The sequence below is a fragment of the Alistipes sp. Marseille-P2263 genome (assembly GCF_018101075.1).
GTDB classification, from domain to species: Bacteria; Bacteroidota; Bacteroidia; order Bacteroidales; family Rikenellaceae; genus Alistipes; species Alistipes dispar.
Genome location: NZ_JAGQEJ010000008.1, coordinates 145876 through 158394, shown reverse-complemented (window position 1 = coordinate 158394; position 12519 = coordinate 145876). Strand labels below are relative to the sequence as shown.

At 52.6% G+C, this 12519-nt stretch carries 12 protein-coding genes and 1 tRNA gene; 2 read left to right on the top strand and 11 right to left on the bottom strand.

Going from position 1 to position 12519, the window contains the following annotated elements; translation table 11 throughout:
• Positions 1 to 6: 6 nt before the first annotated feature.
• The 6 genes from KB554_RS10620 to dprA all read right to left on the bottom strand — a co-directional run bounded on the left by KB554_RS10620 (position 7) and on the right by dprA (position 4897).
• Complete coding sequence (locus tag KB554_RS10620) at positions 7 to 426, bottom strand: hypothetical protein (RefSeq protein WP_141428402.1); 420 nt, start codon at positions 424 to 426, stop codon at positions 7 to 9.
• Positions 427 to 453: 27 nt separating this feature from the next.
• Positions 454 to 1188, bottom strand: a complete 735-nt coding sequence (locus KB554_RS10615; protein ID WP_141428403.1) for a MotA/TolQ/ExbB proton channel family protein — start codon at positions 1186 to 1188, stop codon at positions 454 to 456.
• A 396-nt stretch (positions 1189 to 1584) separates the two neighbouring features.
• Positions 1585 to 2613 (bottom strand): type I asparaginase, encoded by a 1029-nt coding sequence (locus KB554_RS10610; protein WP_211036024.1) that lies wholly within the window; start codon positions 2611 to 2613, stop codon positions 1585 to 1587.
• 6 nt (positions 2614 to 2619) lie between these two features.
• Positions 2620 to 2934, bottom strand: coding sequence for a TIGR04076 family protein (locus tag KB554_RS10605; protein ID WP_141428405.1), 315 nt, complete (start codon positions 2932 to 2934; stop codon positions 2620 to 2622).
• A complete protein-coding gene (locus KB554_RS10600) occupies positions 2931 to 3800 on the bottom strand; it encodes a TatD family hydrolase (protein ID WP_141428406.1) in 870 nt (289 codons plus the stop codon). Before KB554_RS10600 ends, KB554_RS10605 begins: the two co-directional genes overlap by 4 nt.
• Entirely contained in the window at positions 3797 to 4897 is a 1101-nt protein-coding gene (dprA, locus tag KB554_RS10595) for a DNA-processing protein DprA (protein WP_211036022.1), read from the bottom strand. Before dprA ends, KB554_RS10600 begins: the two co-directional genes overlap by 4 nt.
• A gap of 260 nt (positions 4898 to 5157) precedes the next feature.
• On the opposite strand from dprA, the gene KB554_RS10590 reads away from it, so the two are divergent.
• Positions 5158 to 5228: transfer RNA gene (locus tag KB554_RS10590), tRNA-Cys, on the top strand.
• A 1003-nt stretch (positions 5229 to 6231) separates the two neighbouring features.
• On the opposite strand, the gene KB554_RS10585 is transcribed toward KB554_RS10590, so the two are convergent.
• From KB554_RS10585 to KB554_RS10565, 5 genes are all read right to left on the bottom strand, one after another.
• Complete coding sequence (locus KB554_RS10585; protein WP_211036020.1) at positions 6232 to 7257, bottom strand: hypothetical protein; 1026 nt, start codon at positions 7255 to 7257, stop codon at positions 6232 to 6234.
• 252 nt (positions 7258 to 7509) lie between these two features.
• Entirely contained in the window at positions 7510 to 7776 is a 267-nt protein-coding gene (locus KB554_RS10580) for a hypothetical protein (RefSeq protein ID WP_211036018.1), read from the bottom strand.
• A 394-nt stretch (positions 7777 to 8170) separates the two neighbouring features.
• Positions 8171 to 8620, bottom strand: a complete 450-nt coding sequence (locus KB554_RS10575) for a hypothetical protein (RefSeq protein WP_211036016.1) — start codon at positions 8618 to 8620, stop codon at positions 8171 to 8173.
• Between the two features lie 68 nt (positions 8621 to 8688).
• The gene (locus tag KB554_RS10570) at positions 8689 to 9972 is read right to left on the bottom strand and encodes a site-specific integrase (protein ID WP_211036014.1); all 1284 of its coding nucleotides are present in this window, start codon (positions 9970 to 9972) and stop codon (positions 8689 to 8691) included.
• A gap of 30 nt (positions 9973 to 10002) precedes the next feature.
• Positions 10003 to 11190, bottom strand: a complete 1188-nt coding sequence (locus KB554_RS10565) for a site-specific integrase (protein WP_211036012.1) — start codon at positions 11188 to 11190, stop codon at positions 10003 to 10005.
• 133 nt (positions 11191 to 11323) lie between these two features.
• On the opposite strand from KB554_RS10565, the gene KB554_RS13290 reads away from it, so the two are divergent.
• A complete protein-coding gene (locus KB554_RS13290) occupies positions 11324 to 12184 on the top strand; it encodes a toll/interleukin-1 receptor domain-containing protein (RefSeq protein ID WP_242116333.1) in 861 nt (286 codons plus the stop codon).
• Positions 12185 to 12519: the final 335 nt, after the last annotated feature.

Below are 12519 nucleotides of genomic sequence, written 5' to 3'. Positions count from 1 at the left end.
ACTCCATTATTTGAAGGCGCCCCAGATCTCCGTCACCACGGCGGTCAGGAACGCTGCGACCACGGCGACATAGGCCACCAGGACGCTCGTTTCGGTAATTACGGTTTCACTGCGCGGGAAGAAATCGTTGTTCTGCAGGTCGACGATGTTCACCGTGTGGCCGGCGGCGATGAAGTACGACACGCCGACTACGACGATGATAAGCGCCAGGGAGAGGATCGTCCCCTTGATGCCCGCAGGGTTCTGGATCATTCCGAAGACGGCGCAGAAGATGGCGGCCGCAATGCCGAACACCAGGAGGAAGTAGCTCCACATGAGGTTCGCGCTGATGGCCGCATCCGAGCCGCCGGTGGCGATCGCGTAGACCAGAAGGACCGCCGTGATCACCATCAGAATGCCCAGCATTATGTTAAGTATCTTTTTCATAATTGCTTTCGAATCTTTAGCGTTGGATTATTTCTTGTTGTAAGCCGTCAGAATATCCATCAGCGTGATGGACGAATCCTCCATATCGTTTACCAGAGAGTCGATCTTCGAAACGATATAGTTGTAGAACAGCTGAAGAACAACCGCAGCGATAAGACCGAAGAGCGTCGTCAGAAGGGCGACCTTGATACCGCCGGCAACGAGCGTCGGGCTGATATCGCCGGCAGCCTGGATCTGGTCGAATGCCTGGATCATGCCGACTACGGTACCCATGAATCCCAACATGGGCGACAGGGCGATGAACAGACCGATCCACGTCAGACCCGACTCCATCTGTCCGGTCTGAACCGAACCGTACGATACGACGGCCTTCTCGACCGAGTCGAGCCCCTGGTTGTAGCGGTCCAGACCCTGATAGTAGATCGAAGCGATCGGGCCGCGCGTGTTGCGGCAAACTTCCTTGGCAGCCTCGATGCCGCCGTTCTTCAGAGCCTCCTCCACGCTGGCGACGAGCTTCTTCGAGTTGATCGTCGAGAGCGACAGGTAGAGTACGCGCTCGATGGCTACGGCCAGACCGACGACCAAACAGAGAAGCACCGGAAGCATCCACTCCCAGCCACCTTCGAGGAACTTCTGCATCATCACGTGGTGCATGCTTTCGCCTGCGACCTGAGTTTCAGCTGCGGCGGCTGCCTCCTGCGCGAACGCATTAACGGTTCCCAATACGGACAGGGCAACCGACGAAATAAGGAATTTTTTCATAGTTGTGTTTAGATAAATGATTTGATTAGTTGAATTTTTATTAGTTTGTGTTTTTTCTGGTTTCTTCTTTTTTCCCTCTTCCGGTCCGGGGCTTTCCCGCAGGGTCCGTGCCCGCCGGTTTCCCTCCGGTCGTCCGGTCCGTTTATTTTTTATTAAAAATTCGTCATTTTACACTTTCCTCCTTCCGCCGGAACGCCTTTTCTGCGTTTCGCACGGTTCCGGGCATGTCGCCTTCTTATGCATTCTCAAATCCCGAAGCGGAATTCCGGATTTGTGCAATTATCAGTCAGCCAGTTATTTGCCCTGCCGCAGGCCCGTCCGTCTCCCCCGAGGGGGCCCGAAAAGGGTCCATTAGCAGTGCGAAATATAGGAAAAAATTTTGTTCCGTGCAACGGTTCAATCCGTAAATTCTCCCCGCAGGGGCCTCCGCAGCAGCCGTTCGGTCTCTTCGCGGGGGAGTTCCAGTCCGAGTACGTACATGAGTTTGGTGACGGCGGCCTCGGAGGTCATGTCGCAGCCGCAGAGGACGCCGGTTTCCTGGAGCCGCAGTCCGGTTTCGTAAAGCTCCATCGAGACGCGTCCGCCGCCGCACTGGGTGATGTTCAGCACGATCACGCCGCGGGCGATGGTCTCCCGCAGCAGGCGGATGAACCACCCGGAGGTCGGGGCGTTCCCCGCGCCGTAGGTTTCGAGCACGACGGCCCGCAGTCCCGGGGCCGAGAGCGCCGCGCGCAGGATCCCCTCGTCGAGCCCCGGGAAGAGCTTGACGAGCGCGATGCCGCGGGCCAGGCGGGTGGCGATGCGCAGTTCGGCAGCCGGGGCGGCGGGGCGCAGGATGGCCGGGAGGTTGTAGGCGATGTTCACCCCCACCTCGGCCAGCGGCGGATAGTTGTCGGAACAGAAGGCGTTGAGCGCCTCGGCGCTCCGTTTCGAGGTCCTGTTGGCGCGGAACAGCCGGTTCTGGAAATAGAGCGACACCTCGGGGACCACGGGCCGGCCGTCGCGCTGCGCCCCGGCGATCTCGATGGCCGTGATGAGGTTCTCGCGGCCGTCGGTGCGCAGTACGCCGATCGGAATCTGGCTGCCGGTGAAGACCACGGGCTTGGCGAGGTTCTCGAGCATGAAACTCAGCGCCGAGGCGGTATAGGACATGGTGTCGGTCCCGTGCAGTACGACGAAGCCGTCGTAGCGGGCGTAGTTGTCGCGGATCAGCCCGGCCAGCGCCGCCCAGTTCGACGGCTCGACGTTCGAGGAGTCGATCACGGGCGACATGGTCAGCACGTCGATGTCCACGTTGAGCCGCTTGAGCGAGGGAAACTCGTCGTAGATGCCGCTGAAGTCGAAGGGAACCAGCGCACCGGTCTCGGCGTCGGTCTTCATGCCGATCGTGCCGCCGGTGTAGATAATCAGGATGGAAGAGCGCATGTCGTCTTATTTCTCGTTGTTTTCGATGGTTTCGATCAGGAAGCTCACGGGCCGGAACCCGTCGTTGCAGGAGAGCATCGCCGAGGCGGGGTTCCGCATCCATCCGTCGTAGAAGTCCGTCGCGCCGTGCGCGAGCGCCATGACGAAGGGCGAAAGGGTCTGCCAGGCGCTTGGGCACAGCCCTTCGGGCCGCTGCATGCCGTCGGAGACGAAGACCTGCCCCTCGTGCAGGTCGCAGGCGTGCTCGATCGGGTTTTCGTAGCGTTCCATCAGGTCCTTGTGGCAGACCTTGCGGATGACGGTGATCCGGACGTTTTTCATGGGCGGGTGTCGTTTGGGGTTTTTCCGTGGCCGGACGGAGCGTCCTCCCGCGCGGGGGAGCCGGACGGCATCTGCGGCCGGCCGAACATCCGCCGGGCGTTGGCCGTCGTCGCGGCGGCGACCTCCTCCGGGTCGAGCCCCTTGATTTCGGCGACCTTGTCGCAGACGTAGCGCACGTAGGCCGATTCGTTGCGCCGGCCCCGGTGGGGAACGGGTGTCAGGTAGGGGCAGTCGGTCTCCAGCACGATGTCGCGCAGCTCCATTTCGCGCACGGTTTCCGCCAGGAGGCTCTTCTTGAAGGTCACCACGCCGCCGATGCCGAAGACGAAGTCGCCCAGCGTGCGCAGTTCGCGGTAGGTCGCGGCCGTGTCCGAATAGGCGTGGAAGACGCCCCGCAGGCCGCGGCCGCGGTACTCCCGGACGATCTCCAGCGTCTCGGGCCACGCCTCGCGGGTGTGGACGGCCACGGGCAGGCCGTATTGCAGCGCCAGGTCGATCTGCCGCCGGAAGGCCTCCGTTTGCTCCGCCCGGAAATCCCGGCTCCAGTAGAGGTCGAGACCGATCTCGCCCACGGCGCAGAAAGGCGGAATCCCTTCGGGCGGGGTTTGCAGGAGGCGTTCGACCGTCGCCAGCTCCTCCCGCCAGCGGGGATTGCCGTTCACCGACGTCGGGTGAAGCCCCATCATCGGAACGCACCGCCCGGGATGGCGGCGGCACAGCCCGAACAGCCGTTCGTGGCTGCCGGAGTCGATGGCCGGCAGCAGCAGGCGTTCCACGCCGGCTTCCGCGGCGCGGGCGAGCGCCTCTTCGCGGTCGGCGTCGAATTCGGGTTCGTACAGGTGCGAATGGGTATCTGTCAGATTCATAGCTTCATGTAACGGTTTCCGGGAAGCTGGCGCACGGCGCCCGCCAGCTCCAGCCCGACGAGGAGCGTCGCCAGCGTTCCGGGGTCGAGGCCGCTCGCTCCGGCGAGGTGTTCGGTCGTGACGGGGTCGTTCGTGCGGAAGCATCCGAGCAGTCCCGCTTCGTCGGGCGTCAGCTCCGGCGTGGGAACCTTTGGCCGCAGCGTCGCGGGGTCGGGGCCGAGGTCCCACATGAGCTCCCGGACGATGTCCCCGGCCGTCAGCACCAGTTGCGCCTTGCGGTTGCGGATCAGGTGGTTGGTTCCGGCCGAGCTCCGGTCGGTGGCGCGTCCCGGCACGGCCATCACCGTCCGGTCGTAGGAATCGGCGCAATGGGCCGTTACGAGCGACCCGCCGCTGTCGGGCGACTCGACGACGACGCATCCGGCGCCGAGCGCGGCGATGATGCGGTTGCGCGCGAGGTAGAACGACCCGTTCTGCTTCGTCTGCGACGGCAGCTCGGTGACCAGCGCGCCCCCGTGGTCCAGAATGTCGCGCGCCAGTCCCGCGTGCTGGGCCGGCGTGACCCCCGGAAGCGGATTGGCCAGCACCGCCACGGTCCGCACCCCTGCGGCGAGCGCGGCCCGGTGGGCCGCCGCGTCGATGCCGAAGGCCAGCCCGCTGACGATGCAGAGTCCCGGAACCCGTTCGGCCAGCCCTTCGATCAGCCTGTTGCACATGTGCTGGCCGTAGGGCGTCGCGTCGCGCGTCCCGACGACCGCAATGCAGCGGGCCGTCAGGGCTTCCGCATCGCCCTTGATGTACAGGACATGGGGGTAGTCGGGCGTCTCCCGCAGCAGGGCGGGGTATTGCGGGTCGGTCGATGCGACGGCTGTCAGGCCGTTGCGGCGGCAGTGCTCCAACTCCCGCTCCGCGGCCGGAAACCCCTTGCGGCGCACGATCTGCCGGGCTGCTTCGGGCCGGAGCGCCGCCCGGCCGGTCAGTTCCTCCTCGGTCGCGGCGAAGATCCGCGCGGCGCTGCCGAAACAATCCAGGAGGTGCACGGCGCTCTTCACGCCGATTCCCGGGGTCATCTGCAATGCTATATCTTCGGGGGACATGGCTCGCTGGATTCTTTTGACGAAGTAAAGGTACTGATTTTTGCGAAATAACATGAATCCTCGCACGAAATAACGTAAAGTTCGGCGGAAGTTTTGCAGATTCTGGAAATGTTTGTATATTTGCACTCCCGATGCGCCGAAGCGTCCGGTCGTCCGAGTTCCGGAGGAGCGGTTTTTACCGGTCCGGGAAGGGCGGATCCGAAGAAAATAGGTTGGGTTTGTGTTGTAATTGTAATCGGCCGCACGGGATGGAACGAGTTGGTCTGATGGCCGAGTGGCTAGGCAAAGGTCTGCAAAACCTTGTACAGCGGTTCGAATCCGCTTCAGACCTCAAAGAGGGCTTCTAATCAGCTAATTTACAGCGATTAAGGAGCCCTCTTTTATTCACAGGGGCGCAAATAGGGGTGCAACTTCTCCAAACGATTAACTTCCAAAGAATCAAAATGCTACTAAAATTTCACCGCCAATAGAGAGATTCCGTCAAGATTCTTTACAAAATTTCTCTTCGGATTTTTCAACAGAATAATATCACCTTTATAATAGTTAATAATAAATCACACTTTCAATAGTGCACCATTACACCCTCTATTCGTCCGGATCGCTGGGTAGGCTTCAATAGTACACCGCCGTAACAAACGCTCCAACGCAGCACTCGCTATTACAGCCGTCAATTCCAATAGAGCGACACCCCTTTTAGTACACGTCAATCCTCCACGTCAGCGACAGATCGTCCATACAACGACAAAAGGGACGATCTCCAAGCGTTTCCATATCCGACCGGGCAAGTAGTTCGCCGGAGGCTTCAACGATCTAAAATCGGTCTCTCCAAGAGTTTCCCGTATTCACGCCACGACATCGCGCCAAACGTAGGTATAGGCAGGCTGGCAGATAACAGTCGATCTCCAACAACACACCGTCCCGCGGCCCGAAATAATATCCTTTCGTATTTAGGCACTCTCCAATACAAAGACCGCATAGGTTCGTTCACGCATTCTCCAACAATACTCCCCGAGCGCCAATAATCAGGAGCTTCGCCTACAAGGCCGAAAACAACGATTTCCAGGAGGCGTTTCCTTCGGACGGGTAAATACTCCCTCGAGGCGGCAGGTGCGTAGAAATCGGCATCTTGGCCGAGGGCGCGTATTATAGAACGTCGAGGGGCTGGGAGGGGCGCGGCGCGAAATAATATACGACGTTCCTCCTATTAGACGAGGACGAGATTATCAAGAGGCGTAGATACAGCGTTCACGCAGTTTCACGTTACTATATTCCCCTTTATCCTATCAAAGCATTATAGCTATTACATAGATTACTTATTCCCCTTATTATTATTATTATCGGAGAGACCGCCGCGGCCGCCCTGTGAACAGCTCCCGGAGGGTTTGGGGGAGGTTCAGCGCCGGGTCGTGCTTACTTATTCTTAGGAGGTTCCGCCCAAGGTCTGCCCGAAACTGACGGCTTCCGTAGTTCCCGGCGTCGTATCGGTCGATGACGCTTACTAATTCCCTCCGTACTTTACAGCGGGCCGTTTTCAAGCCTTTCCGCGTGGCAGAGCTGCAAGCCTCCCGCCGCTTCGCAAGATATTCGGCATATCCGTATTCGTTCAGCCCCTCGGCGATCTCACGTTCTTTCGGGGTCATTTCATCCGTTATTTCGATCCGTTCGAACAGCACGAAATTCCGGGCTTCCCGGGCGAGGAACAGATAGAGATCGCCGTAGCTGGCTACAAGGTCGGCCACGGAGTGAATATCGAGCCTATTCAGCGCGAGGGCCTGCCGGTCGGCCAGCTTAAATTCGTAACGCGGGAAATAGTAGCCATACCGGGCGAGAATATCGAAGATCTCACCCTGCCGGGCCCGGTTCCGCAGCGGCGTTTTAGCGACGATCTCGGCCGTTTTATTATAGACTATGACTTTCTTATAGCTCCGGTCGCCGAAATAGACGGTTTCATCCTTAAAGACGTTTCTCGAACGAGTCTTATAACCTGCCATCAGGCGGATCAGCCGACGGCACGGGATTCGCGTCCGCAGGTTCAGCCCGACCTCTACCTGGGTAACCCGGCCCCGTTTCAGTTCCTCGTAGGAGATATTCAGATCGGCCGCTAACCGCTTCAAGGCATGGACAAGGGTCTCGGAGGTCAGATCAAACAACGAGGTTCTTCCGCAGTACCATTTACGGAGGCTATTTACAATATAGAGCCTTCCGCTCCTCCTTATGTAGATCAGCCGGAGTAGGTGAGGCGCGATACGGGAGGGGCCTTTCAGTCGGTAAATACCAATATTATCGAACACTTTCACGATCTCGCAGTTCTCGAAATTTCCCGAGAACTTTTCTAACATTATCGTTAAATTATCTACCATAAGCAGACGTTTTTAATTTTTACAAAGATACGCAAATAACAGCCTCAATATTCGCCCTCACGCCGCTACAACCCCTAAAACGGCTCAAAATCGACGCTCCGAATCCCGCGAAATCCCAATAAATTCTGGGGCCATTACGAGGCCTAAAATTTTTTATAATATTTTCTTATAATTCCTTAAATCTATATTTTTCAATATTCGGTCAAGCACAAAAAAACCGCCCCAACGGAGCGGTCAAATAATCAATTTCAGTTAGTTTTCTTCTAAATCCTTCAAAAATTTTCTTTTTTGGAGTTCCATCGTTTTCCAATCCTTAAATTCCTTTTCCGGAGTTTTCCCTAACGCAGCCAGCCAAATAATCGCAATTATCGGTGAGAAACAGAGCGCAACCGTAAGCCAGGTCGGCCCAAATCGGCCGTATTTCTCGGCCATAACAAACGTAGCATACAAGCCAATTAGCACCCCGAAGATAGCCCATACAATAAATAGAAATCCGATTAACAAATCAAAATCTCCCATAACATAATATTTTTAGAGTTAGTAACTTCCTAATTCCACAAAATTACCCGTCGCTTCCGTCAACTCACGGCGCAAGGTTCGGTTATTTTCGCAGTCGAATAATTTACTACTCAACGCCAAACGTAGTAGGGTTAAACAAAGAAAGCGTGGCGCTGAAGGCTTATTTTAGAAGACAGGTTCTGGAATACCCTAACAATAAAATAAGCGACAGCCCACGCCCTTTTTCAAGGACATAGGAATAAATACGCTTACTCTCTTGTTAGATAAATTTTCCAGATTCGTCTTCGAGAATAAACTTACGCTTTCGCGTCAATTCGTATGTAGTACAAAGGTAGTAAAGAGTTTCAAAACACCAAAATAATAAAGGGATTAGCATTTCACTAATCCCTTTATATCATCGTTGCAGTTCCAGGGGGAGCGCCAAAGAAACCAGAACTTTCGTCTCTTTATCGGCATCAACCATTTTCATACTCTCTTCGATAGGCGATATATCGAGCGTTTTCAGCCGGTTCCCCTTCGTAAGGACGATTTTCAACTCCAGGTTATTCGACAAATCGAGTTCATCGATAGAGTTAAAACGGCAGTCCAATTCTTCCAACTTCGTATTCCGGCTTATATCTAAATTTATAAGCCGATTAAGAGGGCAATCCAAGCGGGTCAGGTTCTCGAAATATTCAATTCCTTTGAGGGACTGGATACCAGCCGCAGGACAGATTATTTCCAAGACGTTTTTCGCTTCTTCGACGGATATTTCACCGTCGCCGTCTAAATCGAAATTCTCGACCAAATAGGCGAAGAACAACGGATCGGGAATTTCAATGACTTCAATCGGAGTTTCTTCCATAATCAATTAAATTTAATCGGGTTACGATTATCTATAATTGGCTATATCCGGATTTTACCCTTATCTCGTCATTTCTTCTTCGAGTTTTTCCCTAAGATTTTCGTTATATCGATCTCCCTCCCGGTTTTAGCGGATTCGAGCGCGAGCTGCTTACTCCATTTCATATAGCGTTCGGCCATCGCCACGCTTTTATGACCTAAGTAATTCTTAATCGTGTAGGCGTCCGCGCCTGCTGCCGCAGTCAGCGTCGCAAAGGTCCTTCGGGCGGAATGGAAAGTAATATTCTTTTCCACTCCGGCCATCTTCGCTAATTTCTTCAACGTAGGGTTTATCGTCGCTTCCGAGGATACGCGGAACATCAGATTTTCGTATTCAACCCGATTATAAGGGATTCTATCGTCATCATCAAGAGCGGCCCACTCTATAATCGTCTCTCCGAAGGACGACAAAGGCACATGGATTTCGCGGTTTCTCTTTTCCGGCCTATCTCCTTTTTTCGGGATCAGGTCCACGATAATCGTTTCTTCAGACACATCGAGGTTTCCCCATTTTATCCGGAGGGCGTCACTCAAGCGAATCCCTACCGCACACGAGAAAAGATACATTACCAATACCCGAAACTCGGTCGAGCCGATTTCAGCTTCGATTCCCAGTAACCGACACATCCGGCTCAATTCGTCGTATTCGAGGAACGTATCGTTTACGGCGGCCTCGGGTACAACGCATTCACGCGTCCGGTAAGGGTTCTTTATCGGGACGCCGCGGCGTTCAATATCGAGGACCACCGTCCGGACGTGCTTCAATCGGTTCGCCCGCGATCCCAAGACATCCCCGCGACCGTTTTCCCGACCTCGTTTTATCAAAAATCGCTCGAAGCCATTTATCAGTTTCGCGTCAATATCTTTTATCCGTATCTCTTTCTTAAATTCTTTCAACGCCCGGCGGGTCGTATCATATCCTTTCTCCGTCGCGCGGCTTATTCGTCCGGCCTGCATTCGTTCCAAGACATATTTATCGAAATAGCCGTAAAACGAAGCGTTTCCCGGATTCTCGGATTTTTTATTCACTACGATTTCCCGCAGGAGCAATTTCGTCAATTCTTCACCGTTTACCAGCGCATTATATATCCGGGTCCTAATTCGGGTGAGTTCTTTTTCGACAATCAGTTTCAACGCTTCGTCATACGGGCACTTCGCCGTATCGTCCCACTCTTCGGGCAGAAGATCGATCCCCGTCGGAAATTTCGGTTCTTCACCGTCAATCCGCGGAAACCGGATATACAGAGGCATTCGCCCGTCTTTCTTCCGTTTATCAATACGCAGGTATAAAGTCGGTTTCGGTAATTTAATCATCCCCGGAATTTTTCACGAATATAGCTTATTTTATTCATTTTTACCAGAGAACGTGCTGATATTCTTCGCCGATTCCTTGGCTATCGAGAGGTCGTATTTCAGATAGCGCTGGGTCATATTCACCGATTTATGGCCCAAGTACTTCGAGATCGTATAAATATCGACTTTATCAATCACCAGGAGCGTGGCGAAGGTATGGCGCGAGGAGTGATAGGTCAGGTGCTTATCTATTCCGGCCTTCTTCGTGTGCTCCCGCAGCGTCTTATTTACCGTCGGCTCGGCATAGTTATAAAAGATTTTTTCATCACTACCCAGCAACCGTCCGCCGTCGGATTTTTCCATCAAAATATCCCGCGCCATCGGAAACAGCGGCGTTATCACTTCGGATTTAGTCTTAATCATTTTCTTCCGGATCAGTTCATTCTCGAAATCTACATCCCGCCAGCGCAGGTCCATCGCGTCGGAAAACCGCAGACCGCAAAAACACGAGAACTGATACATCTTCAAGATCAGGTACTCTTTCGAATTTTTCGCCAAGCGTTCGGTATAGTCGATAAGACGCGATAGTTCCTCTTTTTCCAAATAGACCTCCTTAACCGGGGAGTTCGGCATCTTAAACCATTTATAGGGGTTCTCCACGGGGATATTCCGCTTTATTATATCCAAGATCACGGTTCGCAGGTTCTTATGCTTTGGGTTCCGGCCTCCGGGAGAGTTCCCGTTCACTTCGTGCATATAGTTATCGAAATCTTCAATCAGGGTCAGCGAAATATCCGAGATTCGGAACTCGGGCTTAAACTCCTTCAAGACGTGAAAGGTCGTCATATAGACCCGTATCGTTTCGGGATTCAGACCCTCTTTCCGCTTCCGTTCTACAAAGTCGAGGTAATAATCATAGAAGGAGCCGTGTTCGGGTTTCAATCTCCGCTTCCTGGCATAAAACCCCTTTACAAGGTCCATCGTCAACTCCGTTCCGTCAGCCAACAGTCGGTTAATATAGAGGTCAAGCTCCATTATTTTCCGGTTTAGCTGGATGGCAAGGGGTTTATCCTTCGGTTCCATCCGTTTCGCGTCCCAGCGTCCGTTCCAAACCTCCAGCCCCGTCGGTATCTTCGTATTCCGGGAGCCTACCCGTACCCGAAGGTACACGGGGTATTTCCCGTTTCGCTTCAAGGGCTTATCATTTCGAATACATTTACAGATCGAGTAATCCGCCATTCTATTTTACAACACAATTTAACTTGCAGGGACTAAATTAGTTACAAGTCGGCAGTGGGCAAAATATTTTACAAGAAATTATTAGTTTACTCGAAAAAATCCATATCTTTACAAAATCTAAAATTAGTTATCTATGAGTTTCTCTTCTTATCAAAATACGGTAAATCGTTTAGAAAAAGAGATTGCAGATTTACAGAAAAGAATCGCAGATGAAAGTAAGCGAGAGGTTGATAAAAACAAACAAATCGATTCCACTAATCGTAGTATTACTAATAATACGTCTCTATCATCTTTACAGTCTAAACAAAGACAAATACAAGGATACCAACGGGATATTTCTAATATTCGGTCTAAAATAGCAAATTATCAAAAGAAAATAGCTTCTAAATCTTCAGATTTAGGGCGAGCGCGACAATCTTTATTAAGAGCACAGCAAGACGAACAGAAAAAATTACAGCAAGAGCAGTTAAATTTTCAACGGAATATCCAACGAAGTATAGAGGAACAAAAATTACAATTAAGTACGTTAATTTCGATGAATTATTCTTCCTCGAATACTCCTGAAGGAATAGACGTTGGAATGACTAAACAGTATGATTTTTTCATTTCTCACGCATCCGAAGATAAGGAAGATATTGTAAGAGCATTAGCAGATGCTTTAGTTAATAACGGATTTAAGGTCTGGTACGACGAATTCGAATTAAGAATAGGGGATAGTCTTCGAAAGAGTATAGACCGGGGTTTAATAAATTCCCGGTATGGTATCGTTATTATTTCTCCATCATTTATAAAAAAGAATTGGACAGAATACGAACTAAACGGGATGGTAGCACGCGAGATGGATGGTCATAAAGTAATCCTACCAATTTGGCATAAAATAACCAAAGACGAGGTCTTAAAATTTAGCCCAACATTAGTGGATAAGATGGCACTAAATACAGCTATTCATACAATATCCGATATCGTTTCTCAACTTAAAGAATTATTCCAATAGGGGCGCAACAAGGGGCGCAGATTATAAAAGTAACATAAATACCAAGTAATCTCAATATTACAAGCGTAAAAATAGAGCGATAAACAATAGTGTTATAAGCGATAACTATCATATAATCAATCAATATAGGGTTTCGCTTCAGACCTCGTATAATCCCCTCTGCATTGCAGAGGGGGTTTTCATTTCCCCCCCCCTCCTCCGCATTTTTCCGGAGCCGTGCTTTTTCGGGATTCCGCCTTTTTCCGTGTTTTCAGGGGACAGGAAGCTCTTCCGGAACCGTTCGGGCGGGGATGGCTGCCGGTCTTCTGCTCTCCGCGTGCGGTTCCGCGGATGCG

Coding starts and splice junctions, on each gene's coding strand:
- KB554_RS10580 (WP_211036018.1), bottom strand. CDS start 7,776: ATGGGAGATTTTGATTTGTTAATCGGATTTCTATTTATTGTATGGGCT.
- KB554_RS10605 (WP_141428405.1), bottom strand. CDS start 2,934: ATGAAAAACGTCCGGATCACCGTCATCCGCAAGGTCTGCCACAAGGAC.
- KB554_RS10620 (WP_141428402.1), bottom strand. CDS start 426: ATGAAAAAGATACTTAACATAATGCTGGGCATTCTGATGGTGATCACG.
- KB554_RS13290 (WP_242116333.1), top strand. CDS start 11,324: ATGAGTTTCTCTTCTTATCAAAATACGGTAAATCGTTTAGAAAAAGAG.
- KB554_RS10600 (WP_141428406.1), bottom strand. CDS start 3,800: ATGAATCTGACAGATACCCATTCGCACCTGTACGAACCCGAATTCGAC.
- KB554_RS10610 (WP_211036024.1), bottom strand. CDS start 2,613: ATGCGCTCTTCCATCCTGATTATCTACACCGGCGGCACGATCGGCATG.
- KB554_RS10575 (WP_211036016.1), bottom strand. CDS start 8,620: ATGGAAGAAACTCCGATTGAAGTCATTGAAATTCCCGATCCGTTGTTC.
- dprA (WP_211036022.1), bottom strand. CDS start 4,897: ATGTCCCCCGAAGATATAGCATTGCAGATGACCCCGGGAATCGGCGTG.
- KB554_RS10585 (WP_211036020.1), bottom strand. CDS start 7,257: ATGGTAGATAATTTAACGATAATGTTAGAAAAGTTCTCGGGAAATTTC.
- KB554_RS10570 (WP_211036014.1), bottom strand. CDS start 9,972: ATGATTAAATTACCGAAACCGACTTTATACCTGCGTATTGATAAACGG.
- KB554_RS10565 (WP_211036012.1), bottom strand. CDS start 11,190: ATGGCGGATTACTCGATCTGTAAATGTATTCGAAATGATAAGCCCTTG.
- KB554_RS10615 (WP_141428403.1), bottom strand. CDS start 1,188: ATGAAAAAATTCCTTATTTCGTCGGTTGCCCTGTCCGTATTGGGAACC.